Annotated in this window: 19 protein-coding genes; 5 read left to right on the top strand and 14 right to left on the bottom strand. The window is 73.5% G+C overall.

The window, feature by feature from the left end; all coding sequences use genetic code 11:
• Nucleotides 1–57: 57 nt before the first annotated feature.
• A complete protein-coding gene (locus SH587_RS00475; protein ID WP_320668573.1) occupies nt 58–1,848 on the bottom strand; it encodes an acetyl-CoA carboxylase biotin carboxylase subunit in 1,791 nt (596 codons plus the stop codon).
• 156 nt (nt 1,849–2,004) lie between these two features.
• Here SH587_RS00475 and SH587_RS00470 point away from each other — a divergent pair, with 156 nt between their 5' ends.
• Complete coding sequence (locus tag SH587_RS00470; RefSeq protein WP_320668572.1) at nt 2,005–4,251, top strand: putative bifunctional diguanylate cyclase/phosphodiesterase; 2,247 nt, start codon at nt 2,005–2,007, stop codon at nt 4,249–4,251.
• 57 nt (nt 4,252–4,308) lie between these two features.
• Here the strand turns inward: SH587_RS00470 and SH587_RS00465 are convergent, their stop codons facing one another.
• The 6 genes from SH587_RS00465 to SH587_RS00440 all read right to left on the bottom strand — a co-directional run bounded on the left by SH587_RS00465 (nt 4,309) and on the right by SH587_RS00440 (nt 11,988).
• Entirely contained in the window at nt 4,309–5,622 is a 1,314-nt protein-coding gene (locus tag SH587_RS00465; protein ID WP_320668571.1) for a sulfate adenylyltransferase subunit 1, read from the bottom strand.
• A 2-nt stretch (nt 5,623–5,624) separates the two neighbouring features.
• Entirely contained in the window at nt 5,625–6,560 is a 936-nt protein-coding gene (gene cysD / locus SH587_RS00460) for a sulfate adenylyltransferase subunit CysD (protein ID WP_320668570.1), read from the bottom strand.
• The gene (locus SH587_RS00455; RefSeq protein WP_320668569.1) at nt 6,557–7,444 is read right to left on the bottom strand and encodes a sulfite exporter TauE/SafE family protein; all 888 of its coding nucleotides are present in this window, start codon (nt 7,442–7,444) and stop codon (nt 6,557–6,559) included. Before SH587_RS00455 ends, cysD begins: the two co-directional genes overlap by 4 nt.
• A 15-nt stretch (nt 7,445–7,459) precedes the next feature.
• Entirely contained in the window at nt 7,460–8,161 is a 702-nt protein-coding gene (locus tag SH587_RS00450; protein WP_320668568.1) for a phosphoadenylyl-sulfate reductase, read from the bottom strand.
• Between the two features lie 224 nt (nt 8,162–8,385).
• On the bottom strand, nt 8,386–10,134 hold the full coding sequence (locus SH587_RS00445; RefSeq protein WP_320668567.1) for an NADPH-dependent assimilatory sulfite reductase hemoprotein subunit: 1,749 nt from the start codon (nt 10,132–10,134) through the stop codon (nt 8,386–8,388).
• A gap of 15 nt (nt 10,135–10,149) precedes the next feature.
• Nucleotides 10,150–11,988, bottom strand: a complete 1,839-nt coding sequence (locus SH587_RS00440; protein WP_320668566.1) for an assimilatory sulfite reductase (NADPH) flavoprotein subunit — start codon at nt 11,986–11,988, stop codon at nt 10,150–10,152.
• Nucleotides 11,989–12,189: 201 nt separating this feature from the next.
• Between SH587_RS00440 and SH587_RS00435 the strand changes: the two genes are divergently transcribed.
• Nucleotides 12,190–13,074, top strand: a complete 885-nt coding sequence (locus SH587_RS00435) for a PHP domain-containing protein (RefSeq protein ID WP_320668565.1) — start codon at nt 12,190–12,192, stop codon at nt 13,072–13,074.
• A gap of 126 nt (nt 13,075–13,200) precedes the next feature.
• Here the strand turns inward: SH587_RS00435 and SH587_RS00430 are convergent, their stop codons facing one another.
• Together SH587_RS00430 and SH587_RS00425 are read right to left on the bottom strand one after the other, a co-directional pair.
• Nucleotides 13,201–14,097 (bottom strand): FkbM family methyltransferase, encoded by an 897-nt coding sequence (locus SH587_RS00430; protein WP_320668564.1) that lies wholly within the window; start codon nt 14,095–14,097, stop codon nt 13,201–13,203.
• 8 nt (nt 14,098–14,105) lie between these two features.
• Nucleotides 14,106–14,318: a DUF8022 family protein gene (locus SH587_RS00425; RefSeq protein WP_320668563.1), complete on the bottom strand. Its 213-nt coding sequence runs from the start codon at nt 14,316–14,318 to the stop codon at nt 14,106–14,108.
• A gap of 100 nt (nt 14,319–14,418) precedes the next feature.
• On the opposite strand from SH587_RS00425, the gene SH587_RS00420 reads away from it, so the two are divergent.
• Both SH587_RS00420 and SH587_RS00415 read left to right on the top strand, forming a co-directional pair.
• A complete protein-coding gene (locus SH587_RS00420; protein ID WP_320668562.1) occupies nt 14,419–15,372 on the top strand; it encodes an ornithine cyclodeaminase family protein in 954 nt (317 codons plus the stop codon).
• A gap of 258 nt (nt 15,373–15,630) precedes the next feature.
• Nucleotides 15,631–15,966: a hypothetical protein gene (locus SH587_RS00415; RefSeq protein ID WP_320668561.1), complete on the top strand. Its 336-nt coding sequence runs from the start codon at nt 15,631–15,633 to the stop codon at nt 15,964–15,966.
• On the opposite strand, the gene metX is transcribed toward SH587_RS00415, so the two are convergent.
• The 4 genes from metX to SH587_RS00395 all read right to left on the bottom strand — a co-directional run bounded on the left by metX (nt 15,889) and on the right by SH587_RS00395 (nt 20,808).
• The gene (metX, locus tag SH587_RS00410) at nt 15,889–17,070 is read right to left on the bottom strand and encodes a homoserine O-acetyltransferase MetX (protein ID WP_320668560.1); all 1,182 of its coding nucleotides are present in this window, start codon (nt 17,068–17,070) and stop codon (nt 15,889–15,891) included. The genes SH587_RS00415 and metX overlap by 78 nt on opposite strands.
• 76 nt (nt 17,071–17,146) lie before the next feature.
• Nucleotides 17,147–18,454, bottom strand: coding sequence for an O-acetylhomoserine aminocarboxypropyltransferase/cysteine synthase family protein (locus tag SH587_RS00405; RefSeq protein ID WP_320668559.1), 1,308 nt, complete (start codon nt 18,452–18,454; stop codon nt 17,147–17,149).
• Nucleotides 18,455–18,591: 137 nt separating this feature from the next.
• Complete coding sequence (locus tag SH587_RS00400) at nt 18,592–19,104, bottom strand: OsmC family protein (protein WP_320668558.1); 513 nt, start codon at nt 19,102–19,104, stop codon at nt 18,592–18,594.
• A gap of 129 nt (nt 19,105–19,233) precedes the next feature.
• Nucleotides 19,234–20,808 carry an acyl-CoA carboxylase subunit beta gene (locus SH587_RS00395; protein ID WP_320668557.1) on the bottom strand — a complete coding sequence of 525 codons (1,575 nt, stop codon included), beginning with the start codon at nt 20,806–20,808 and terminating at the stop codon, nt 19,234–19,236.
• A gap of 262 nt (nt 20,809–21,070) precedes the next feature.
• Here SH587_RS00395 and SH587_RS00390 point away from each other — a divergent pair, with 262 nt between their 5' ends.
• Nucleotides 21,071–25,270 carry a phosphodiester glycosidase family protein gene (locus SH587_RS00390; RefSeq protein WP_320668556.1) on the top strand — a complete coding sequence of 1,400 codons (4,200 nt, stop codon included), beginning with the start codon at nt 21,071–21,073 and terminating at the stop codon, nt 25,268–25,270.
• A gap of 52 nt (nt 25,271–25,322) precedes the next feature.
• On the opposite strand, the gene SH587_RS00385 is transcribed toward SH587_RS00390, so the two are convergent.
• Nucleotides 25,323–25,799, bottom strand: a complete 477-nt coding sequence (locus SH587_RS00385; protein WP_320668555.1) for a DUF2269 family protein — start codon at nt 25,797–25,799, stop codon at nt 25,323–25,325.
• Nucleotides 25,800–25,827 lie beyond the last annotated feature (28 nt).

The raw sequence follows: 25,827 nt of genomic DNA, 5'->3' as shown, positions 1-25,827 counted from the left end.
GACGAACGGCGCCCGCCGGGCGCCGTTCGCGAAGCAGATCGGGTGAGCGCCCGCGGGCTACTCGGCCGCCTCGGCGCCCTTGATCGTCGCGATCAGGTCGCCGGTGTTGATCGGCTCGCCCTCCTTGGCGGCGAGCGTGGTGATCGTGCCGGCCTTGTGGGCGGTGATCTCGTTCTCCATCTTCATCGCCTCGATGATGCAGATCAGATCGCCCTCGGCGACCTCCTGCCCCTCCTTGGCGACGACCTTCCACATGTTGCCCTGGATCGGGGAGGGCAGGTCGTCCGCGCCGGCGCCGCCGGACTTCTTGCGCTCGGAGCGCTTGGCCTTCTTGCCCGGGGCCGCGCCGGCCCCGTTGGCGGAGGCGACCGGACCGAAGGCGGCGCCGTGGACCTTGACGTCGAACTTGCGGCCCGAGACCTCGACGGTGTAGTCGCGGGTGACCGTCTCGTCCTCGTCCTGGTCGATCGGGACGACCGGCTCGGCGGGAGCGGTCGACTTCAGCCACTCCTTGTCCTCGAGCAGCTCGGAGCAGGTCGAGGCCTTGGCCCAGTTCTCGGTCGCGAAGATCTTCTGGTGGAAGGGGATCAGGGTCGTCAGGCCCTCGATCTTGTACTCGTCCAGGGCCCGCAGCATCCGCTGGGTGGCCTGCTCGCGGTCGGCGTCCCAGACGATCAGCTTGGCGACCATCGGGTCGTACTGGGGCGAGACGACGCCACCGGCACCGACGCCGGAGTCGACGCGGACGCCGGGACCCGAGGGCTCCAGGTAGTCGCCGATCGCGCCCGGGGTCGGGGCGAAGTTCATCGGCGCCGACTCGGCGTTGATCCGGGCCTCGATCGCGTGCCCGCGGAGGACGACGTCCTCCTGCTTGTAGTCGAGCGGCTGGCCGGCGGCGGCCTTGATGCCCTGCTTGACGATGTCGATGCCGGTGACCATCTCGGTCACGCAGTGCTCGACCTGCACGCGGGTGTTCATCTCGAGGAAGAAGTACTCCCCGTCCTGGAGCATGCCCTCGATCGTGCCCGCACCGACGTAGTTGACGGCCTTGGCGGCGTTGATGCCGATCTCGCCGATCTTCGCCCGCAGCTCCTCGTCGACGACCCACGGCGGCGCCGGGGCCTCCTCGATCAGCTTCTGGTGGCGGCGCTGGATCGAGCAGTCGCGCTCGCCCAGGTGGATCACGTTGCCGTGGGTGTCGGCGATGATCTGGACCTCGACGTGGCGCGGGTTCGGCAGGTACCGCTCCAGGTAGACCGTGCCGTCGGAGAAGAACTTCTCGCCCTCGCGCGAGGCGCCCTCGTAGGCGTCCTTCAGCTTGTCCTCGGTCAGCGCGACCCGGAAGCCCTTGCCGCCGCCGCCCGACGCCGCCTTGACGGCGACCGGGTAGCCGATCTCCTCCTTGGCGATCCGCAGCGCGTCCTCGTAGGTGTCGACCGAGTCGGTGGTGCCCGGGACGATCGGGACGCCCGCGGCCTGCATCAGCTCGCGGGCCTTCGTCTTCGAGCCCATCGCGTCGATCGCCGACGCCGGCGGACCGATGAAGACGATCCCCTCGTCGGCCAGCCGCTGGGCGAAGGGCGCGTTCTCGGCCAGGAAGCCGTAGCCGGGATGGACGGCCTCCGCCCCCGACTCCTTGACGACCTCGATGATCCGGTCGACGTTCAGGTAGCTGGCGGACGCCTCCGCCGGGCCGAGCAGGTACGCCTCGTCTGCCCGCTGCACGTGGAGCGCGTCGCGATCGAGCTCGGAGTAGACGGCGACCGTCTTGATCCCCAGCTCCTCACAGGCACGGATGACGCGGATGGCGATCTCGCCACGGTTGGCGATCAGGATCTTGCCGAACATGAGCCGGGCAAGGCTATTCGATCGTCGGCGTCGGCCGCCGCGCGGGACGAGCGGGTCCCCACCGGTCGGCGGGGGCGGCCGGACGGCCGCTGCAAACCGCCGCCCACCGTCGCCGGGCGCACCGGCCGGGCTGACCCGTGCAGTAGAACTTCCCGCATGGACGGCGGTGCCGCGCCACCGACCCCCCGCGGGGCCGAGCTGATCGCGGGCTGGGCGATCCGCTTCTCCGAGGCCGGCCCCGACCGCTTCGCCGAGGCCGCGCGCGAGGCCGCCGCGGCGCTGGCCGCCGGGCTCGACGTCGACCGGGTGATCCTCTACCTGGCCCGCGACGGGACCGACCGGGCGGTGCTGGTGGAGTGGACCGCCGACGGCGTCGCGCCGCGGATGGACGAGGCGCCGCGGGCGATCCGCGAGCCGCTGGCCTGGCGCGACGCCCGCTTCGACGCCGGCGAGCCGGTCGTGATCGACGACGTGACCGCGCTGCCGGCCGAGGCCGCCCGCGAGCGCGAGCTGCTCGAGGCCGGCGGGGTCGCCGCCTGCGTGGTCGTGCCGCTGGGACGGACGCCGAACGCCCCCGGACCGGAGCGGCGGCTGTCGCGCCACAGCGCGCTGGCCGTCGACAGCACCCGCGGGCCGCGACACTGGAGCGACGAGGAGCGGACGGTGCTGGAGGCCGCCGGCCGGATCGCCGCGGCGGCCTACTCGTACGCCCGCGCGCTCGAGGCGGCGGCCGAGAGCCACCGCTGGCACCAGGCGCTCTTCCACCACGCGCGCGACGCGATCTTCCTGGCCGATCCCGGCAGCGGGGTGATCGTCGACGTCAACGCGGCCGGCGAGGAGCTGATCGGCAGCGGCCGCGACCAGATCGTCGGACGGCCGTTCCTCGATCTGCACCCGGAGGACGACCAGCCGTCGCGGGCGGCGGCCTTCACCAAGCGGGCGCGGGGCCGGACCGGGGCGCCGACCCGCGGCACCGTGCTGCACCGCGACGGGCGGCGGATCCCGGTCGAGATCACCGCCGGGATCGTCGAGCACGACGGCCGGCGGGTGCTCCAGGGGCTCTTCCGCGACGTCAGCGAGCGGCAGGAGGCGGCCGCCTCGATGCACCGCCTGGCCTACCTGGACCCGGTCACCGGGCTCGGGAACCGGGCGGCGATGGGCGAGCACCTGGCGGGCGCGCTCGGCGAGGCCGCCGAGGACGGCTCGGTGGCCGTGGTCTTCCTCGACCTGGACGCCTTCAAGCGGGTCAACGACGCGCTCGGCCACCAGACCGGGGACCGGCTGCTGAGCGAGATCGGCGAGCGGCTGCGGACGGTGCTCGGGCCCGCGGCGCCGCCCGAGGGAGCGGCCGCCTTCCGCTACGGCGGCGACGACTTCGTGCTGGTGCTGCCGGGCGCCGACGAGCAGCGGGCGCGGGCGGTGGTGGCCCAGATCGAGGCCGAGCTGACCCGCCCGGTGGTGCTCGACGAGAACCACGAGGTGGCCGTGCGGACGAACAGCGGGATCGCGCTCGGTCCCCGCGACGGGACGACGGTCGACGACCTGGTGCGGGCCGCCGACCTGGCGATGCTGGCCGCCCAGGACGCCGGATCGGGCAGCGAGGTCTTCGCGCCGCGGCTGGCCGACCGCGCGCGGGTGCGGATGGCGATCGAGGAGCGGCTGCCGCGGGCGCTGGCCGAGGGCCGGCTGCAGGTGGTCTACCAGCCGTTGGTGCACCTGGTGACGGGCGCGGTGGTCGGGGTCGAGACGCTGGCTCGCTGGGTCGACGAGGACCTGGGCCCGGTCGCCCCCTCCGACTTCGTCCCGGTGGCGGCGGCGACCGGGGCGATCGCCCAGCTGGGCCGGGTGGTGCTGGACCGGACCCTGCGCCAGGCGGCGACCTGGCGGGCGGCCGGGACCGCGGCGCCGGCGGCGATCAACGTCAGCGCCGAGGAGCTGCGCTCGCTCGACTACGCGACGCTGGTGCTGGAGCGGCTGGAGCACCACGGCCTGCCCGCCGACGCGCTCGAGATCGAGATCTCGGAGGCGACGATGCTGGAGCACGACGCCGACGCGATCGACACGCTGCGGCGGCTGCAGGAGGCCGGCGTGCGGCTGGCGCTCGACGACTTCGGGGCCCGCTTCTCCAGCCTCGCCCACCTGCGCAACGTGCGGCTCGACCACATCAAGCTCGACGGCGACCTGGTTCAGCGGGTGACCGAGTCGGGCACCGACCGCGCGATCGTGCGCGCGATCGTCCAGGTGGCGGCCGAGCTGGACGCCGCGGTCACCGCCGAGGGGATCGAGCGCCAGGAGACGATCGCCGCGCTGCTGGAGCTGGGCGTCGAGATCGGCCAGGGCCACGCCCTCGCGCGCCCCGGCGACGCCGACGCGATCAGCGCCCGGATGGAACGGCGCTCCTAGGCCGACCGCGCGCCGTTCGGTACCGCTGCGGTACCGAACAGCGCGCGCTCGGCGCGCCTAGCGGATCATCCCGCCGGCGACCGTGTCGTTCGTGCCCTCGTCGATCAGGATGAACGCGCCGGTCTGGCGATCGCGGTCGTAGGGGTCGGCGATCAGCGGCCGCTTGACCCGCAGCCGGACCCGGCCGATGTCGTTCAGGCCCAGCTCGGCCGGGGCGTCGGCGTGACGCTCCAGCGTGTGCAGGTCGACGTGGTCGAGCAGCGCGTCGACGCGGGCCACCGTCGTCGCCGTCGTGTGCTTGATCAGCAGCCGGGCCCCGGGCCGCAGCGGCCGCTCGCTCATCCAGCAGAGATCGGCCTCGAGCTCGCGCAGGACCGACGGCTCGTGCTCGGGATCGCCAGCCACGATCATGTCGCCGCGGCTGACGTCGACGTCGTCGCTCAGGTGGACGGTGACCGAGAGCGGCGAAGCGGCCTCGTCGAGGTCGCCGTCGAGGGTCTCGATCCGGGCGATCGTCGAGCGGGCGCCCGAGGGCAGCACCTGGACCTCGTCGCCGGGCCGCAGGACGCCGCCCGCCACCTGGCCGGCGTAGCCGCGGTAGTCGTGCAGCTCGTGGCTGTCGGCCTCGCCCGGTCGGATCACCCACTGGACCGGGAACCGCAGGTCGCTGAGGTTGCGGTCGCTGGCCACCTCGACGGTCTGCAGGTGCTCCAGCAGCGTCGGGTGCTCGCCGTCGGGGGAGGCGGGGTGGGACGGCCTGTACCAGTCGGGCGAGTCGCCGCGCTCGACGACGTTGGTCCCGTGGAGCGCGCTGATCGGGATCACGTGGATGTCGGGGATCCCCAGCTGGGCCGACATCCGCGTCGTCTCCGCCTCGATCTCGCGGAAGCGAGCCTCGTCCCAGTCGACCAGGTCCATCTTGTTGACGGCGAAGGTCACGTGGCGCAGACCCAGCAGCGCCGAGATGAAGGTGTGGCGGCGGGTCTGCTCGACCACCCCGTTGCGGGCGTCGACCAGCACGATCGCCAGGTCGGCGGTCGAGGCGCCGGTGACCATGTTGCGCGTGTACTGCACGTGGCCCGGGGTGTCGGCCAGGATGAAGCTGCGGTCGCCGGTGGTGAAGTAGCGGTAGGCGACGTCGATCGTGATCCCCTGCTCGCGCTCGGCGCGGAGGCCGTCGGTCAGCAGCGAGAGGTCGACCACGCCCTCGCCGTGGCGACGGACGGAGGCCTCCTCGACCTGGGCCAGCTGGTCGGCGAGCACCTGCTTGGTGTCGTAGAGCAGCCGCCCGATCAGGGTCGACTTGCCGTCGTCGACCGAGCCGGCGGTGGCGACGCGCAGCAGGTCGGGCGCGCCCGAGGCGGTGGTCATCATCAGAAGTACCCCTGGACCTTGCGGTCCTCCATCGCGGCCTCGGACGCCCGGTCGTCGGCGCGGGTCTCGCCGCGCTCGGTGACCCGGGTGGCGGCGATCTCGGCGACCACGTCGTCGAGCGAGGAGGCCGTCGACTCGACGGCGCCGGTGATCGTCAGGTCGCCGACGGTCCGGTAGCGAACGCTCAGCCGCTCGGCCGCCTCGCCCTCGCGCGGCTGCAGGAACTCGCTGACCGCGTAGAGCATCCCGTCGCGGCGGACGACCTCGCGCTCGTGGGCGAAGTAGATCGGCGGCAGCTCCAGCTGCTCCTCGGCGATGTACTGCCAGACGTCGAGCTCGGTCCAGTTCGAGATCGGGAAGACGCGGACGTTCTCGCCCTGGCGCAGCCGGCCGTTGAACAGGTTCCACAGCTCCGGCCGCTGGTTCTTCGGATCCCAGCCGCCGAAGTCGTCGCGGAAGCTCATGATCCGCTCCTTCGCCCGCGCCCGCTCCTCGTCGCGGCGGGCGCCGCCGAAGCAGGCGTCGAAGCGGTGCTCCTCGATGCAGTCGAGCAGCGTCTGGGTCTGCTGCTGGTTGCGCGAGCCCTTCAGCGCGCCGGCGTCGAAGCCGTCGGCCACGCGGCCGGCGTCGATCGTGTCCTGGACCTTGGCGACGATCAGCCGCTCGCCCAGCTCGGCCACGCGGCGGTCGCGGAAGTCGAGCACCTCGGGGAAGTTGTGGCCGGTGTCGACGTGGACCAGCGGGAACGGGAAGCGACCGGGACGGAAGGCCTTCTCCGCCAGCCGCAGCAGCACGATCGAGTCCTTGCCGCCGGAGAACAGCAGCGCCGGGCGCTCGAACTCCGCGGCGACCTCGCGCATCACGTGGATCGCCTCGGCCTCGAGCGCGCGGATCTTGGAGAGCCCGCCGGTGACGGGTGCGGTCGAGATGCTCATGCGGGAACCGCCTCCAGGCGGGTGCGTCGACGGTGGACGATCGCCGCGGCGCAACCGGCCGCGAGCGGGGCGCTGATGATGACCCACGGGGGGATCTCGGCGCCGGCCTTCGAGAGCACCGCCAGCGCGCTGGCCAGCAGCACGCAGGCGAGCGCCGGGCGGAGGCCGGCGGCGGGGATCCGCGGCAGCAGCCAGGTGCCGAGCCAGACGCCCGGGACCGAGCCGATCAGCAACGTGCCGGCCAGGACGAGATCGACGTTGCCGGCGACCCCGTGGGCCAGGGCCGCCGTCCACAGCAGGATCGCCGCGTGGAAGACGTCGGTGCCGACCACGCGGTGCGGGGTCAGCCGGAAGACGAGGATCAGGGCCAGGCCGATCAGCGCGCCCGAGCCGACCGAGGTCATGCCGAGGATCGCGCCCATCACCAGGCCGATGGTGACCGCCTGGACCTTGACCCGCCGCGACAGCTCCACCGAGTGGCGCTCGCGGTCGGCGGCCCCGGGCATGAAGAGGACCCGGTAGAGGATCGCGATCGCCACGATCGAGAGCGCGATCGCGACCCCGACCAGCAGCACGCTGTCGAAGTCCTTGCCGACCCAGCGCTCCAGCTGGTGGGTCAGCCAGACGCCGATCAGCGAGCCCGGCACCGAGCCGAAGGCCAGCCACTTCGAGACCCCGAGGTCGACGGTGCCGATCCGCAGGTGCCGCCAGCCGCCGACGGTCTTCGTGATCGCGCCGTAGGCCAGGTCGGTGCCGATCGCCATCGCCGGCGGCACGCCGCCGCCGAGGATCAGCAGCGGCGTCATCAGCGAGCCGCCCCCGATCCCGGTCAGCCCGACGAGGGTGCCGACCAGCAGACCGAAGCCGATGTACTGCGGCTCCATCCAGGGCTCCCGACGCTACGCGTCCTCTTGGTGGAGTCCGCACTCGACCTTGTCGCTGCCCGCCCAGCGGCCCGCGCGGCCCTCGCCGGGGCGGGTGCAGGGGACGCAGCCGATCGAGGCGTAGCCCTGGTCGTGGAGCTGGTTGTAGGGCAGGTCGCGCTTGGCGATCTCGCGCCAGACGTCCTTGTCGCTCCAGTCGGCCAGCGGGTTGACCTTGACCAGGCCGAACTGGGGATCCCACTCGACCTTGGCCGCGCCGGCGCGGGCCGGGGACTGGTCGCGGCGGATGCCGGTGATCCAGGCGTCGAGCGTCGCGAGGCCGCGGCGCAGCGGCTCGACCTTGCGGATCCCGCAGCACTGCGAGGGGTCGCTGGCCCACAGCTGGTCGCCGTAGCGGGCGGCCTGCTCGGCCAGGGTCGGGCCCTGCCAGCGCTCGATCTTCGTGTCGTAGCGCTCCTCGACCTGCTTCCACAGCTCGTAGGTCTGATCGAAGAGCAGGCCGGTGTCGAGCGCGAAGACGCGGGCGTCGGCCCGGGCCTCGAACAGCAGGTCGAGCAGGACCGCCTCCTCCTTCTGGAACGAGCAGGCGAGCGCGATGCCCGGCTGGAACCGCTCGAGGGCCCAGGCGACGACCTCGCCGGCGGTGGCGGCCTCGAGGTCGGGGAGGACCAGGTCGGCCGGAGCGGCGGTCGCCGGGTCGTTGGAGGTGAGGCTCATGGCGACGGTCGGTCCGAGGAGGGAGGGCCGTCGCGGGAGGGACGCGCGGCGGCGGGACCATCAAAAGTAGCAAAGCACTACCCGAATTCCGGGCATTCCAATGCTTCTTCATTCCATTCCCGATAGGAATTCACCGGGCAGCCGCCACCCGGCGGCGACGGGCGATCCGCGTTCGGCGGCCCGCGGCGTTCGCGCCCCTCGGCGCCCCGCCGCGGACCCCGCCCTCAGTCGTTGAAGAAGCGGCCCTCGGTGACCTCGGCGACGATCCCCGCGCGGATCACGAAGTCGCCGAACCGCTCGTCCGTCTCGCGCTCCTTCGCGTAGCGGCCGAGCGCGTCGTCGAGCACCTCGAGGATCACGTCCTCGCCGACGTTCTCGCGGACCATCTTGTTCAGTCGCTGGCCGTGGAAGCCGGCGCCCAGGTACAGGTTGTACTTGCCGGGCGCGCGGCCGGTGAGGGCGATCTCGGCGATGTACGGACGCGCGCAGCCGTTCGGGCAACCGGTCATCCGGATCGTGATCGGCTCCTCGGTCAGCCCGTGGGCCTCCAGCTGGGCCTCGATCTTCGTGATCAAGTCCGGCAGGTAGCGCTCGCTCTCGGCCATCGCCAGGCCGCAGGTCGGCATCGCCACGCAGGCCATCGAGTTCAGTCGCAGGGCGCTGCGGCCGGTGGTGGCGTTGTCGATCCCGTGCTCCGCCATCAGCGCCTCGATCTGCGGGCGGTCGGCGGGCGCGATGTCGGAGAGGATCACGCTCTGGTTCGGCGTCAGGCGGAAGACGCACTTGCCGGTCTCGGCGATCGCGCGCAGGCCGTCCATCAGCGGCCGCTCGGGGCGGTTGATGATCCGCCCGTTCTCGACGAAGAGCGTGAAGTGCTCGAGGCCGTCGTCGCCGGTGGTCCAGCCCAGCTGGTCGCCGTTCGAGCTGAAGGCGAACTTCTTGGCCGGGGCGAAGGCGAAGCCCAGCCGCCGCTCGATCTCGGCCTTGACCACGTCCAGGCCGAGGTCGTCGATCGTGTACTTGAAGCGGGCGTGCGCGCGGGTGGTGCGGTCGCCGTGGTCGCGCTGGACGCCCATCACCGCGTCGAGCGTCGGGACCAGCTGCTCGACGTCGATGTAGCCGATCACGTCGCCCAGCCGCGGGTAGGTCTCGGGCGCGCGGTCGGTACGGCCCATGCCGCCGCCGATCACGACGTTGAAGCCCTTGAGCTTGCCGCGGCTGGCGATCGCCACGAAGCCCAGGTCCTGGCTGTAGATGTCGATGTCGTTGCTGGGCGGGATCGCGAAGCCGATCTTGAACTTCCGCGGCATGTACTGCTTGCCGTAGAAGGGCTCCTCGTTCTCGCCGCGGGGCTGCTTCGGCTTCTCGCCGAACCAGACCTCCTCGTAGGCGCTGGTCCGGTGGATGACGTGGTCGCTCGCGATCCGCGCCTGCTCGTAGACCTGCTTGTGCAGCTTCGAGAGCCCCGGGTGGACCCCGCTCATGACCGTGCGGGCGACATCGCCGCAGGCGGCCTTCGAGTCGAGCCCGACCTCGCGCAGGCCGAGCATCACCTCGCGCAGGGTGTCGCGGATCAGGTAGTGGAACTGGAAGGTCTGGCGGGTCGTCAGCCGGAACTGCTCGTTGCCGTAGCGGCGCCCCAGCTCGTCGATCTTCAGCCACTGCTCGGCGGTGCAGACGCCGCCCGGCATCCGCCCGCGGAGCATGAACGAGTAGGCGGGCTCCAGCTTCTGGTGACGACGCTCGTCGCGGATGTCGCGGTCGTCCTGCTGGTAGATCCCGTGGAACTTCATGAGCTTGTTGTTGCCCTCGTCCACGGCGAGGGTGATCTCGTCGATCAGGTCGTCGGCGATCGTGCCGGCCAGGTAGTCGCTGTTGAACTTCAGCGTCTCCTCGGGGGCGAGCTTCTCCAGCGGCTGGGAGATGTCGCGGCTGCGGTCGATCTGGGGAGCGTTCGTCGTCTTCGGGGTCATGGCGGGCACCTCGGCCTAGTAGACGTCGAGCAGGTAGCGGTGGTCGCGCTTGAGGTCGGTCAGGTACTGCTCCGCCCCGTCGGCGTCATGGCCGCCGTGCTCGGCGACCAGCTCGGCGAGGGCGGTGTGGACGTCCGGGGCCATCGCGTTGGCGTCGCCGCAGACGTAGATCCGGGCGCCCTCCTCGAGCCAGGCGTAGACGTCCTTGCCGGCCCGGCGGATCCGGTCCTGGACGTAGGTCTTCGGCGTCTTGTCGCGCGAGAACGCCAGGTCCAGGCGGGTCAGCACGCCGTCCTTGAGGAACTGCTGCCACTCGACCTGGTAGAGGAAGTCGCTGCGGAAGTTGCGCTCGCCGAAGAACAGCCACGAGCGGCCCTCGGCCCCGCGCGCCTCGCGCTCCTGGACGAAGGCGCGGTAGGGCGCGACGCCGGTGCCGGCGCCGACCATGATGATCGGCACGTCGTCGGCGGGCAGCCGGAAGTGCTCGTTGGCCTGGACGTAGACCGGGACCGTGTCGTCCTCGCCGGTCCGCCGCGCCAGGTCGCCCGAGGCGACGCCGGTCCGCAGCAGCTCGTGCAGCTCGTAGCGGACGGTGCTGACCGTCAGGTGGGCCTCGTCGGGGGCGGCGGCCAGGCTCGACGCGATCGAGTAGAGCCGCGGCTGGAGCGGGCGCAGGCCGGCCAGGAACTGCTCCGGCTCGAGCCCCGGCACCGGGTAGCGCTCGACGATGTCGAGCACGTGGTGCTGGTGGAAGTAGGCGGTGCGGGTCTTGGCGTCGCCGTCGCGCAGCGCGGCCAGCTCGTCGGCGCCGCTGAGCTGCGCCCACTGGTCGAGGAAGCGCGGGGTCGCGGCGGTGATCTCGAAGGTGCGGGTGAGGGCGTCGACCAGCGGCAGCTCGCCCTGCTTGGTCGCGACCGCGGCCTCGGCCGGCAGCGACAGCCGGTCGAGCAGCCGCTCGACCAGGGCCGGGTCGTTCTGGGGCACGACGCCGAGCGCGTCGCCCGGCTCGAAGGTCAGCCCCGAGCCCTCCAGCGACAGCTCGACGTGGCGGGTCTCCTTGGTCGACCCGCGGCCGGTGAGGACGACGTTGTCGAGGATCGGCGCGACGAACGGGTTCTTCTTGCCGAAGGCGGTGGCGGGCGCGGGGGCCGCCGCGCCGGCCGTCGCGACCGGACCGACCCCGTTGGCCGCCGGCGCCGGCTCGGTCGGGGCCAGGCGGGCGGCGAGGTCGGCGATCCAGGCCGCGGCGTCGTCCTCGTAGTCGACGTCGCACTCGACGCGGTCGAGCAGCCGCTCGGCGCCCAGTGCCTCCAGCCGCTCGTCGACCTGGCGGCCGGCCGAGCAGTAGTGCTCGTAGGTGGAGTCGCCGAGCGCCAGGACCGCGAACCGGACGCCGGGCAGCTTCGGCGCCTTGCGGCCCTGGAGGAACTCGAAGAAGCCGAGCGCGTTCGGCGGCGGGTCGCCCTCGCCGTGGGTGGCGGTGACGACGATCAGGTCCTGCTCGTCCTTCAGCGCCCGCGGCTTGTAATCGGCCATGTCGACGACGGTCGCCTCGACGCCCTGGGCGCCGACGGCCGCGGCCAGCTCGCCGGCCAGCTCCTTGCTGTTGCCGGTGTCGGTGCCGAAGAGGACCGTGACCAGCCGGGTGGCGGGGGCCGCCACCGGCGCCGCGGGCGCCGGCTCGGCCAGCCCGGGAGCGGACGCCCCGGCGGCGACCGCGGGGGCGTCCGCCTGCGCGGCGAGGCCGGCGAAGTAGCCGCTGACCCAGATCGCCTGGTCGCGGTCGAGCGCCGCCGCCAGCCGCTGCACGTGCTCCTGCTGATCGGTCGTGAGAGTCGGGAGAGGAGAGGACACGTCGGCCGCCGGGGACGGAGAGGGATTTCCGCGCCCAGCGGCCCCGGAGGGCGCGACACGGAAGAGGGAAAAAGAGGATACGACTTCCCGAGTTTAGGACGATCCCGCGTGATCTGGGGCGATTCGGCATTCCGATGCAGCATTTAGCCATTCCGTTCCGGAATAGGACGTCGGGGCGCGTAGGGTTCCCGCGCAACGCGGATGGACGACGCACCGACCTTCGACCTGCAGGCGCACTCGACGGCGAGCGACGGGGCCCTGGCCCCGGCGGCGGTGGTGCGGGCCGCGCACGCGGCCGGCGTGCGGCTGCTTGCGCTGACCGACCACGACTCGGTCGACGGGGTCCAGGAGGCGCTCGAGGCCGCGGCCGCGCTCGACGGGATCGCGCTGGTGCCGGCGATCGAGGTCTCGGCGCTCGACGGCGAGCGGACCGACCTGCACGTCTGCGGCTACGGGATCGACCACCGCTCGCCGCCGCTGCTGGCGCTGCTGGAGGAGTGGCGCGCCGACCGGGCCGCCCGCGGCGAGCGGATGGTGGAGGCGCTGCGCGAGCTGGGCTGGACGGTCGACGACGGGCCGCTGCGGGCGCGCCGCGCCGCCGGCGGGGCGATCGGCCGGCCGCACGTCGCCGCGGCCGCCTTCGAGCACCCCGCCAACGCCGCGCGGGTCGCCGCCGAGGGGCTGCGGACGGCGACCGACCTGCTGGTGGCCTACCTGACCCCGGGGGCGCCGGCCTTCCGCGAGCGGACGCGGCCGACGGTGGCCGAGGCGATCGAGGCGATCCACGCCGCCGGCGGCGTGGCGGTCTGGGCGCACCCGTTCTGGGACGTCGACGAGCCGGCGGCGGTGCGGGCGACGCTGGAGCGGTTCGCCGCCCTCGGGCTCGACGGCGTCGAGGCGTTCTACCCCAGCTTCGACGGCGACCAGACCCGGCTGCTGGCCGACGAGGCCGAGCGGCTGGGGCTGCTGACGACCGGCTCGGCCGACTTCCACGGTCCGGAGCACCCGGTCTTCTCCCGCTTCCGGGCCTTCCGGCTGCACGGCCGGACGCCGCGGCTGGGTCCGATCGCGCCGGCCGAGGCGTAGCGGCGGCCGGGGGGCCAACGTCACACGCCGGGGCCGCCCGCCGGCGCCGTGCGACGTTCGCCCCCGCCGGTGACGGTGAACGTGACATGGCGCCGGCGGGGGTCGGCGGCGGGTGACGTTCACCCCTCAGGCGGCGGGGACCAGCGCGGCGAGCTGGCCGCCGAGACCGGCGATCGGCGCCGGCCGCTCCAGATTCTCGACCCGGTAGCCGTGCTCGGCGGCCCAGGCGGCGACCGGGTCGGCGGTGTCGTGGGTCTCGACCAGCAGCACCGGGCGGTGCGCGGCGACGGTCCGCTCGAGCCCGGCCAGCACGCCCAGCTCGGCGCCCTCGACGTCGATCTTGACCACGTCCGGCGGCCGCAGCCCGAGCGCCGGGTCGAGCAGCGCGTCGAGCGCGATCGCCTGGACGGTCAGCCGGTCGCCGGGGGCGCGGCCGGCGACGGTCGCGGCCAGGTGCGCCCAGGCGCCGTCGGCGGGCAGCACCAGCTCGACCTCGCCCGGCTCGCGCCAGGCCGCCAGCTGCAGGGCGTGGATGTCGGAGAGCCGGTTGAGGGCGGCGATCTCGACCACCGAGCGGGCGTGCGCGGGGACCGGGTCGACCGCGACGACCTGGGTGCCCTCGCCGCCCAGCCGGGCGCCGAGCAGGGCGAAGTAGCCGAGGTTCGCGCCGACGTCCCAGAAGGCGCCGCCGGCCGGCAGGTGGCGGCGCAGGGCCTCGGCGAAGGGCGGCTCGACCGAGCCGCGGACGAGCAGCCCGGCCTGGGCGTGGTCGACGGTCAGCAGCCCGGTCGGCAGCAGCCCGCCGACGGCCGGCCCGGCGGCGACCTGGATCGGGCCCGAGCGGACGATCCGCTCGGCGACGTCGAGCAGCGCCGGGCCGAGGCCGCGCTCGGCCGCGCGCCACTCGGCCATCCGCGCGCTCGGCACGCGGGTGGCCAGCCGCAGCACGCGCGAGCGGACGAGCGTCCGCAGCGGCCGCACCCGCGGGGCGGGCGGGACCGGCAGCTCGCCGGGCAGGGCCATCGCGGCGGTCAGCCGGCCCAGGGGTGGGCGTCGGGGGCGCGGTGGACGCCCTCCAGCCGCGCGGCCCGGGTCCACGGATCGAGCCGCGGTCCGCCCTCGACGGCGACGGCCGTGTCGCGCAGGAACTGCTCGACCGCCGCCACCAGCGCCGCCGCCTCCTCGGGCGAGGCCGACGCCGGGACGTCGATGCGGACGGGATCGGGGTCGGGGTCGGCGGCCATGGGCGGGAAGGCTACCGGCGGACCGCGCCGGCCCGGAGCGCGGGCGAGCGCGACCCCGCCGGCCGTGGGGCGAGGCATCGACCATCTAGTCTCGCCCCCGATGCCGAGCGTGCCCGTCCTCGACCACGACGCCGTGCTGGCGGCCGTCACGCCCGCCGACGCCGTCGACCACGTCCGCGACGGCTTCCTGCGCCACCACGAGGGCGCCTGGCGGATGCCGTCGAAGGTCTACCTGGAGAGCCCGCCGTTCGGCGACTTCCGGGCGATGCCGGCGCTCGGCGACGGCTACGCGATGCTGAAGTGGATCTCGTCCTTCCCCGGCAACCCGGCGCGCGGGCTGGCGACCGTCCAAGGGATCGTGGTGCTCTCCGACGCCGAGACCTCGGAGCCGCGGGCGCTGCTCGACGCGCGCGCGGTGACCGCGCTGCGGACCGGGGCGGTGGCCGCGGTCGCCGCCCGCGCGCTGGCCCCCGCCGGCGCCCGCACCGTCGGCGTGATCGGGGCCGGCCTCCACGGCCGCTGGGCCGCCCGCTGCCTGGCCGCCGCCGGCTACGGCCCGGGGGTGGCGAGCGATCCGCGCCCGGAGGCCGCCGACGCGCTCGCCGCCGAGCTGGGCGACAGCTGGCGCAGCGGCACGCGCGAGCAGGCGCTGGCCCAGGACGTCGTCTGCTGCGTCACCCCGGGCGCGGCGCCGGTGGTGACCGTCGACGACCTGCGCCCCGGCCTGCACCTGAACATGCTCGGCGCCGACGGTCCGGGCAAGCAGGAGGCGACCGTCGAGGCCGTGCGCCGCTGCCGGCTGTTCTGCGACGAGTGGGCCCAGGCCAGCCACGGCGGCGAATTGACCGCGGCGGTCGAGGCGGGCGCGATCGGCCGCGACGACGTCCGCGACCTCGGGGCGGTGCTGGCCGGCGACGCCGGCGGCCGCGAGGACGACGGGGAGGTCACGCTCTTCGACTCGACCGGGCTGGCGATCCAGGACCTGGCCGTCGCGCTGGCGGCGCTGCGAGCCTGGGAGGCGGGCCGGATCGCCGCCCCGCAGACGACGATCTGAGCGGCGCCGCGGCACACGGCGTACGCCGCGGGAACGCCGTACGCCGGTGCACTCGCGGCGAAACTGTCCCGACGCGGCTTGTGAATCGGGGACTTTCGTCCCGAGACCGTCCGGGAACCGGCGCCCAGGAGTTGTCCTGGCGTTACCGAAACGGGGAACATGGGGTATCGGCCTCTCGGTCGTGACCGTCCCCATCCGGTCGTTTCTCCCGGGCGCCTCGGCGTCCGGCCCCCAATCCCCCATCCACAAGGTCCCCCAATGTTGTCGCTCGCCGTCCTCTTGGCGGTCGTGTCGGCCATCCTGGCCATCGACGCCCGCTGGGCGCATCGGCTCGACGTTGCCGTCGCCTCCGGCATCGTCGCCACCCTCGCCGCCTGCGCGGCGCTGGTCGGAACCCTGCCGGTCGCCCTCGGGATCGTGGCCGCGTGGCTGCTCGCGTCGCTCGGGATCGGTGCCGTCGTCCTCGTCGCCGGGCTCGCCCGGCGACCGGGCGGCGGCTCCGGCCTGGCCTGGTGGTCAGGTTTCGAGCAGTCGCGCGACGTCCGCCAGGTACTGCTCGATCGGAAGCAGGAACGAATCGTGACCCCACGGTGAGCTGAACGCTCGCCGCTCGACCGCGACCCCGCCCGCCGTCAACCCGGCGGCCAGGTGGTCGCTGTGCTCGGGGCCGAACCGCCAGTCGCTGTCGAAGCTGGCGACCAGCACCCGCGTGCCCGCCGCCGCGACCGCGGCCACGCGCGCGGCCGCGTCCTCCTGCTCGAAGGGCGCGAAGGCGTCCATCACCCGCGTCAGGTACAGGTAGCTGAGCGCGTCGAAGCGCTCCAGGAAGCTCGCCGCCTGGTGGTGCAGGTAGTGCTCGACCTCGAAGTCGGGCCGGAACCAGTCGTGGCCGTCGCGCGGCGGCGGCCCGGCGGGATCGCGGCGGGCGCGGTCGAACTTGCGCTCCAGCGCCTGCTCGGAGACGTAGGTGACGTGGCCCAGCATCCGCGCCGCGGCCAGGCCCGCGCGCGGGCCGGGGCCACGGCCGACGTAGCGGCCGCCGTCGAAGTCGGGATCGCGCAGGATCGCCTCGCGGGCCGCCGTCGAGAGCGCGATGTTCTGGGCGCTGAGGCGGGCGCTGGCGGCGACGATCACCGCTCGATCGACCTGCTCGGGCGCCTGCAGCAGCCACTCCAGCACCTGCATCCCGCCGAGCGAGCCGCCGACCAGCGCGTGGATCCGCCGCACGCCGAGCCGTTCGAGCAGCGCCCGCTGGACCCGCACCAGGTCGGCGATCGTCAGCGCCGGGAAGTCGAGCCCGTACGGCTCGCCGGTCCGCGGATCGACCGACGACGGGCCGGTGGTGCCGCGGCAGCCGGCCAGCAGGTTGGCGCAGACGACGAACCGGCGGTCGCTGTCGACCGGCCGCCCGGGCCCGATCAGCACGTCCCACCAGCCACGCCGCTCAGGATCGCCGTGGTGACCGGCCGCGTGGGCGTCGCCGGTCAGAGCGTGGCAGACGACGACCGCGTTGGCGCCGTCGGCGTCGAGCGTCCCGTAGGTCTCGTAGGCGACCTCGACCGGCGCCAGCGTCGACCCGTTGTCCAGCCGCAGCGGACGCTGCTCGTCGAAGAGCACGATCCGCTGGGTCTCGACGCGGCCGAGCCCCGCGCCGACGACCGCGGCGCGACCGTCCGGTTCGAGCGTCTGGTGCGTCATCGGTCGAACGTACGCGTCGGGCGCGATCGGCGGGTCGCGCCCCGGCCGCCCGTCGGCGACCGGGGGCGATCGGCGCTCAGGCCGCGACCGCCGTGCGCGACTTCGCCAGCGCCTGGTCGAGGTCGGCCAGGAGGTCGTCGATGTGCTCGATCCCGACCGACAGCCGGACGGTGTCGGGCGTGACGCCGGCGGCGGCCAGCTCCTCCTCGTTGAGCTGCGAGTGGGTGGTCGAGGCGTTGTGGATCGCCAGCGACTTGGCGTCGCCGATGTTCGCCAGGTGGCTGAAGAGGCCGAGGCTGTCGATGAAGGCGCGGCCGGCGTCGTAGCCGCCCTTGACGCCGAACGTCACCAGCGCCCCGCCGCCGCCGCGCAGGACCCGCTGGGCGACCTCGTGGTGGGGGCTCGACTCGAGGCCGGGGTAGGCGACCCAGGCGACGTCGGGGTGCGCCTCCAGGTGCTTGGCCACGGCCAGCGCGTTCTGGTTGTGGCGCTCCATCCGCAGCGTCAGCGTCTCGACGCCCTGGAGGATCAGGAAGGCGTTGAACGGCGACAGCGCCGCGCCGGTGTTGCGCAGCAGCACGGTGCGGGCGCGGAGCACGAAGGCGACCGGGCCGACGGCCTCGGTCCAGACCACGCCGTGGTACGACGGATCGGGCTTGGCCAGCGTCGGGTAGCGATCCGGCTGGGCCGCCCAGTCGAACGTGCCGGCGTCGACGATCGCGCCGCCGATCGAGTTGCCGTGGCCGCCGAGGAACTTCGTCAGCGCGTGGACGGCGATGTCGGCGCCCTGCTCGAAGACCCGCGCGCCGACCGGGCTCGGGACGGTGTTGTCGACCACCAGCGGCAGCCCCGCCGCGTGCGCCGCCTCGGCCCAGGCGGGGATGTCGAGCACGTTCAGCTTCGGGTTGCCGATCGTCTCGCCGAAGACCAGCTTCGTGCGCTCGTCGGCGACCCGGGCGACCGCGCCGGGATCGTCGGCGTCCACGAACCGGACCTCGATCCCGTACTGCGGCAGCGTGTGCGCGAAGAGGTTGTAGGTGCCGCCGTAGAGCTGCGAGACGGAGATGATGTTGTCGCCCGCCGACGCGACGTTGAGGATCGCGTAGGTGGTCGCCGCCATCCCCGAGGCGGTCACCAGCGCCGCCGCGCCGCCCTCGAGCTGGGCCAGCCGCTGCTCGAGCACGTCCCAGGTCGGGTTCATGATCCGGGTGTAGATGTTGCCCGGCTCCGAGAGCGCGAACAGGTTCGCCGCGTGCTCGGTGTCGTTGAACGTGTAGGACGTGGTCTGGTAGATCGGCACCGCCCGGGCGTTGGTGGCGGCGTCCGGCTCCTGGCCGCCGTGGAGGGCGATCGTCTCGGGGCGGTACTGCGGATCGGCGGACACGGAGCTGCTTTCGGTCGTGGTCGTGGTCGGGCTCCCGGCGGCGGGAGCGGCAGGTCGTTCGGGCTCGGTCGGCGGAGCGTACCCGCCCCGGAGGGCCCGGCGCAGGCGGCCGATCAGGCCCCCGCGGAGCGGCTCGCTCACGCCGCCGCGGCGGCCGGCGCGACCAGCTCGCGCGCGACCGGCGTCGGGTTGCGGAAGAGGTCGAGGACGGGGCAGTGGGCGTCGACGGCGTCCGCCAGCTCGCGGTAGCGCTCGGCGCTCTCGGGCCCGCGCGGGGTCACCCGCAGCCGGACGCCGGTGTAGCCGGCGCGGACCTGGTCGTCGAAGCCGAAGAAGCCGCGCACGTCGAGGTCGCCCTCGGCCTCGATCTCGATCGCGTCCAGCTCGACCCCGAGCTTCGCCGCCCAGAAGCGGTAGCTGATCGCCTGGCAGCTGGCGAGCGCGATCAGGGCGTGCTCGACCGGGTTGGCGCCGCCGTCCTCGCCGCCGAGCGTCGGCGGCTCGTCGACGACCACGGCGTGGTCGCGGCTGGTCAGCTCGACCCGGGTCGGGCCGGTCAGGGCGCCGCGGGTGGAGAAGACCACCGTCGCCCGCTGCGGCTCGGCGGTGGTGACGCGCTCGTACTCGTCGATCAGGGCGGAGAAGGACATGCCCCGGGACTATATACCGATTCCTGATCGGCTTTTTGTATTTCCCGTGATCGGTCGGTCCGTGAAACGACGCGACCCCCGCGGCGGCAGCACGCGGGGGTCGCGGACGATCGGCGGAGGGCCGGCGGCCTACAGCGGGATGTTGCCGTGCTTGCGCTTCGGCTGCGGGACCCGCTTGGTCCGCAGCAGCCGCAGCGCGCCGGCGACCTTCGCGCGGGTCTGCGACGGCTCGATCACGTCGTCGACGTAGCCGCGCTCGGCCGCCACGTAGGGGTTGATGACCCGCGCCTTGTAGTCGTCCATCAGCACCTTGCGGCGCTCCTCCGGCGTCGGCGAGCCGCCGATGTCGCGGCGGTAGATGATGTTGACCGCGCCCTCGGCGCCCATCACCGCGAACTCCGACTGCGGCCAGGCGAAGTTGAAGTCGGCGCCCAGGTGCTTGGACGCCATCACGTCGTAGGCGCCGCCGTACGCCTTGCGGGTCACGACGGTGACCTTCGGGACGGTCGCCTCGGCGTAGGCGTAGAGCATCTTCGCGCCGTGGCGGATGATCCCGTTCCACTCCTGCGAGGTGCCCGGCAGGAAGCCCGGGACGTCGCAGAAGGTGACGATCGGGATGTTGAAGGCGTCGCAGGTGCGGAGGAAGCGCGCGGCCTTCTCCGACGCCTCGATGTCGAGCACGCCGGCCATCTGGTTCGGCTGGTTGCCGACGACGCCGATCGCGTGGCCGTCGATCCGGCCGAAGCCGCAGAGGACGTTGCGGGCGAAGTGCTCGTGGACCTCGAAGAAGTCGCCGTCGTCGACCACGAGCTTGATGACCTCGCGCATGTCGTACGGCTTGTTCGGGTTCGCCGGGACCGCGTCGTTCAGCTCCGGGACGTCGCGATCCACCGGGTCGCTGGTCGGCAGCACCGGCGGCGTCTCGAGGTTGTTCTGGGGCAGGAACGAGAGCAGGTAGCGCGTCTCCTCCAGCGCGTGATCCTCGTCCTCGAACGCGAAGTGGGCGACGCCCGACTTCGTGTTGTGGCTCATCGCGCCGCCGAGCTCCTCGAACCCGACCTCCTCGCCGGTCACCGTCTTGATGACGTCGGGACCGGTGATGAACATATGGGAGGTCTCCTTGACCATCCCGATGAAGTCGGTGATCGCCGGCGAGTAGACGGCGCCGCCGGCGCACGGCCCCATGATCAGCGAGATCTGGGGGATCACGCCCGACGAGTCGACGTTGCGCTGGAAGACCTCGCCGTAGGCGCCGAGCGAGACGACGCCCTCCTGGATCCGGGCACCGCCCGAGTCGTTGATGCCGATCACCGGACAGCCGGTCTTCGCGGCCAGGTCCATGACCTTGCACATCTTCTCGCTCATGACCTCGCCGAGCGAGCCGCCGAAGACGGTGAAGTCCTGCGAGAAGACCGCGACCGGACGACCGTCGATCGTGCCGTGGCCGGTGACGACGGCGTCGCCCCACGGCCGCTGCTTCTGCATGTCGAAGTCGTAGGTCCGGTGGCGGACGAACGTGTCGAGCTCCTGGAAGCTGCCCTCGTCGAGCAGCTTCTCGATCCGCTCGCGCGCGGTGTACTTGCCCTTGGCGTGCTGCTTCGCGACCGCCTCCTCCGAGGCGGCGTGGATCGCCTGGTGGCGCAGGTCCCGGAGCAGGTCGAGCTTCTCGTCGAACGTCTCGGGCGATTGCAGACGCTGGCTCATCAGGCCGGGGATGCTATCCCCGGACCCCCGTTCGCCGCTGGCCGCTCGACCGGCGACCCCCCGACGGGGGGCGGAGCGAGCCGGAGGCGGCCTCCGTCGGGCCGCCCGCGGGACGCGATCCGGTTGTTCACAGGAACTGCACCGACCGGTCACAAGTCGACCGCGTACTCGGGCTCAGGCTGGTGGTCTCGACCTCGCGGCGTCGGCGTCAGCCCGCCGTGGGTCGAAATCGTTTCGCCCCCCGAATCAGCAAGGAGCTCGGGTGACCGAGTCATCGACCCTCGCGCGCCGCCGCCGCTGGTGGCGCGTCCCTCTCGTCACGTCCGCGATCGCGCTCGCCGCGCCGGGAGCCGCCGCCGCGGCCGACCGGCTGTCGGTGATCGACGACCGGGAGCCACTCGGCCCCGGGATCGTCCTCCAGCACCAGAAGTACCTGGAGTCGAGCGGCTGGATCGACCGCCACGTGCTGACCGTCGACCTGGCCAACCCGGCCGTCGGCACCGACCTGCTGCACGCCGAGAAGGTCGCCCAGGGCTCGCCCCTGACCGAGCAGGCCAACCGCGTCGGCGCGGTCGCCGGCGTCAACGGCGACTTCTTCGACATCGGCAACTCGAACGCCGCGCTCGGCTTCGAGTACCAGGGCGGGCGGTTGCGCAAGACCGGCACCCGCAACAACGGCCAGACGATCGGCGTCACCAACGACCGCGTCGGCGCGCTGGCCAACCTGGCGCTCGACGCCAAGGCCACCTTCGGCGGCCGCGACGTGCCGGTCAGCGGCCTCAACCAGGTCGGGATCGGCGCCGGCAAGATCGGCGTCTACAGCGACGAGTGGGGCGCCGCCAGCCGCGCCGTCCAGGCCGGATCCGGCAACACCGCCGAGGTCCTGATCGCCGACGGCAAGGTCACCCAGGCCGCCGCCGCTCCGGGCAGCGGCCAGCTGCCGAGCGGCACCACGGCGCTGGTCGGCCGCGACGCCGCCGCCGACGCGCTCCGCACGCTCCAGGTCGGCGACCCGGTGACGCTGACCTACGGCGTCGCCCCCGAGGTGGCCGGGCAGTTCCGGTTCGCGCTCGGCACCGACGCCCAGCTGGTCCGGGGCGGCGACCCCGTGCCGGACAGCGAGTCGGGGGCCGGCGCGTCCGGCAACTCGATCGCGCCGCGGACGGCGATCGGCTTCAAGGACGGCGGCAAGACGATGCTGCTGGTCACGGTCGACGGTCCCGGCGGCACCGGCAAGGGCGGCGTGACGCTGCCGCAGCTGGCGCGGATGCTCGACGACCTCGGCGCCGAAACCGCGGTCAACCTCGACGGCGGCGGCTCGACGACGATGGTCGGCCGGCCGCTCGGCGGCGACCGGGCGACGGTCCGCAACGTCCCCTCCGACGGCAACGAGCGCAACGACCCGAACGGCGTCGGCGTGTTCGTGAACCGCGGCGACGGCCAGGTCCGCGACCTGGTGGTGCGGCCCGACGGCGACGAGGCCCGGATCTTCCCCGGCCTTCACCGCACCCTCAGCGCCGACGGCGTCGACTCGAACCAGGCCCCGGTGGCGATCGGCCGCGGCGACGTCCGCTGGACGGCCGACGGCGGCTCGATCTCCGGCGGGCTGCTGAAGGCCCCGGCGGACGCGCGCGGCACGATCCGCGCCCGCGCCACCACCGACGGCGCCCAGGCCGACGCCCCGGTGCGGGTGCTCGGGCCGCTGCGGACCCTGGAGCTGTCGACCCAGCGGCTGTCGTTCGCCGACGCCAGCAAGTCGACCACGCTGCGGGTGATCGGCCGCGACGCCCACGGCTTCACCGCCCCGGTCGAGGCGACCGACCTGGAGCTGGACTACGACCCGAAGGTGGTCAAGATCACGCCCGCCGGCGCGGCGCTGAAGGTCGCCGCCGTCGGCACCGGCGGCACGGTGATCACGGTCAGGGCCGGCGGCCAGACCGCGAAGCTGCCGACCAGCGTCGGCGTCACCACCGACAGCGTCTACGCGTTCGACAACGACGACGAAGCGACGCGCTGGACGACCAACGGCACCGCCGGGGTCGCCAAGACGCTGACGAAGGACCCCGAGGGCCTGCGCCTGACCTACGCGCCCGGCCGCAACATGGGGATCACGAAGACCCCGATCGAGACCCGGCCGGCCGTTCCCGGCCAGCCGCTGCGGGTCAAGGTGCGGCTGTACTCCGACGGCGAGTTCGAGTTCGGCTCGCTGTACTGGGTCGACGCCGCCGGCGCCTCGAAGAACCTGCTGACCGCGGGCCCGAAGACCGCCGGCTGGACCACGCTCGAGTGGACGATGCCGGCCGACACGAAGTTCCCGATCAAGGTCACGCAGCTGCAGGCGATCCAGACCAACACGGCCAAGCAGCGCAACGGCTACGTGATCTGGCAGAAGATCGAGGCCGACAACGCGGCTCCGGTCGACATCCCCGAGCAGGAGCCGCTGCGGCCCGACCCGCTGTTCTCGCCCGACGGCCGCACCAACGGCGAGGACGACTGGTCGTTCGCAACCCTCTCGGACGTCCAGTTCACCGCCGCCAACCCCGAGCTGGCGAAGGTCGGGATCGCGGCGCTGAAGCGGATCCGCCAGCAGCGCCCGGACCTGATCGTCCTCAACGGCGACATCACCGACCTCGGCGCGGCCGAGGACCTGACCCTCGCCCGCCAGACGCTCGAGGCCGGCGGCTGCCGCCTGATCCCGCTCTCGTCCGAGATCGGCCGCGACGACACCCCGGCGCCGACCGACGAGCAGACCCCCTGCTACTACGTGCCGGGCAACCACGAGTCCTACCGCGCCAGCGGCCAGGGCGACCTGGCCCCGTTCCAGGCCGAGTTCGGGCCGACCTCGGGCACGTTCGACCACAAGGGCACGCGGTTCGTCCTGCTCAACAGCGCGCTCGGCTCGCTGCGGGGCTCGGACTTCGGCCAGCTGGGGATGCTGCAGGCGGCGCTGAAGGACGCGCAGGCCGATCCCGACGTGAAGAACGTCGCGGTCTTCGCCCACCACCCGGTCGACGATCCGGGCGGTGCCGGCCAGAGCCAGCTCGGCGACCGGACCGAGGTCGAGCTGATCGAGAAGCTGCTGACCGACTTCCGGGTCGCGTCGGGCAAGGGCGCCTCGATGACCGGCAGCCACGCCCAGATCGCCGACGTCCACCGGGTCGAGGGCGTGCCGTACACGGTCCTCCCGTCGTCCGGCAAGTCGCCCTACGGCACCCCCGAGCGCGGCGGCTTCACCGGCTGGATGAAGTGGTCCGTCGACCGCGACGCGAACGCCGACGGCCAGTGGCTGACGGCCGACGTGCGGGCCTTCGCCCAGTCGATCGACCTGCAGGCGCCGGCGACGCTGGAGGTCTCCACCAGCGCCACCCTCGGCGGCAGCATCGTCCAGCCCTCCGGGGTCCAGAACGGCACCCGGATCGTGCCGCTCCGCTACCCGATGTCGGTCCACTGGGGCGGCTCGGAGAGCCTGGCGATCGGGCGCGGCACGGCCGCGGTCGACGCCGCGCGGCGGGCCGGCAAGGTGGCGATCCTGGATCCGGTCACGCGTGAGCTGACCGGTCTGCGGACGGGCGCGGTCGACGTCTCGGTGACCAACGACTCGATGCGCGAGTTCAGCGACGAGGCGTCGCTGGCCCCGATCGTGACCCAGAAGCGGATCGACGTGGTGGCCTACGCCGGGCCCGGCCCGCGCTTCGCGGCCGCGCCGCCGGTCTTCACCCTCCAGCCCCAGGGCACGATCAGCCCCGGCCAGTGGGTGACGGTGCGCAACGGCGGCGACCAGCCGCTGAAGATCGGCGAGGTCCGCGTGCGGGCGGCCGACGAGGGCTCGGAGGGCGACTTCCTGGCCTCGTCCGACTCCTGCCGCGACGCCGAGGTGGCGCCCGACGCCAGCTGCCGGGTGCTGGTGCGGTTCGCGCCGAGCCGCGCCAACGCGACCTCGAACGCGACGCTCGAGTTCCAGACCAACACCGCCGAGCGCGAGCAGCGGGTGGCGCTGACCGGCGTCAGCAGCGGGCTGCCGAAGGGCGATCCGGGCGACGACGGCACCGCCGGTCCGCAGGGGCCGCAGGGGCCGAAGGGCCAGGACGGGGCCGGCGGCGCGCCGGGTGGCCCGGGGCCGGGCGGTCCGAGCGGTCCGGCCGGGCCGAAGGGGCCGAAGGGCGATCGCGGTCCGAAGGGCGCCAGCCCGCGGATCACGGTCTCCTGCCGGCTGGTGAACCGGCGCCGCTCGGTCCGCTGCGCGGTCCGCCAGAGCGGCACCCCGGCGAAGGTGCGGGCGACGGCGAAGGTCGCCGGCAAGTCGCGGACGATCACCCGCAGCGGGCGCTCGTTCGCGTTCACGGTCAACGCGGCCAAGCGGCTGCGGACGGCCGCCCCGGTGCGGTTCACCGCCCGGATCGGCGGCGCCAGCCGGACGCTGACCGTCCGCGCCGGCGCGAGCCGCTCGGCGACGGTCCGCTAGCGGCATCCGCTCCCGGGTGGCGGGCCGTCGGCCCGCTGCCCGGGGAGCGGCGTCAGCTGCCCGGCTTCAGCGTCATCACCAGCACCGCGACCACGACCAGCGTGATCGCGATCAGGTGCAGCCGGGCGACGAGCGCCGCGGTCGCCGCGTACTGCGGGTCGCCGGTCGGGTCGCCCTCGACGGCGGCGGCGCGCTTCGACAGCTCCTCGGAGCGGGGGATGATCAGCGCCCCGTAGAGGCCGAAGAGCACGAACAGGATCAGCAGCGAGGCCGAGACCCAGGGCTCGGAGAAGGCCGAGGCGTCGGCGGCCATGTAGAGGCCCGCGATCAGCACGATCGTCATCCCCGGCGTCACGACGGTCCGCCCGAGCTGGGCGATCGCGCCGTGGAAGGCGCCCAGCGCCTGCGGCTGGTGGCGCTGGAGGTAGGCCCCGATCGGCGGCGTCACGATCGTCGCCCCGAAGGCGAAGACGACGCCGATGATGTGGATCGCCTTGGCGACCGTGTAGGCGGTGACCAGCGCGAGCATGCGGGCGAGGGTACCGCCCGCCCGCGGA

Source organism: Patulibacter defluvii (assembly GCF_034096925.1).
Classification (GTDB): domain Bacteria; phylum Actinomycetota; class Thermoleophilia; order Solirubrobacterales; family Solirubrobacteraceae; genus Patulibacter; species Patulibacter defluvii.
The sequence above is the reverse complement of the archived record's forward strand: the minus strand, read 5'-3'. Positions and strand labels throughout refer to the sequence as shown.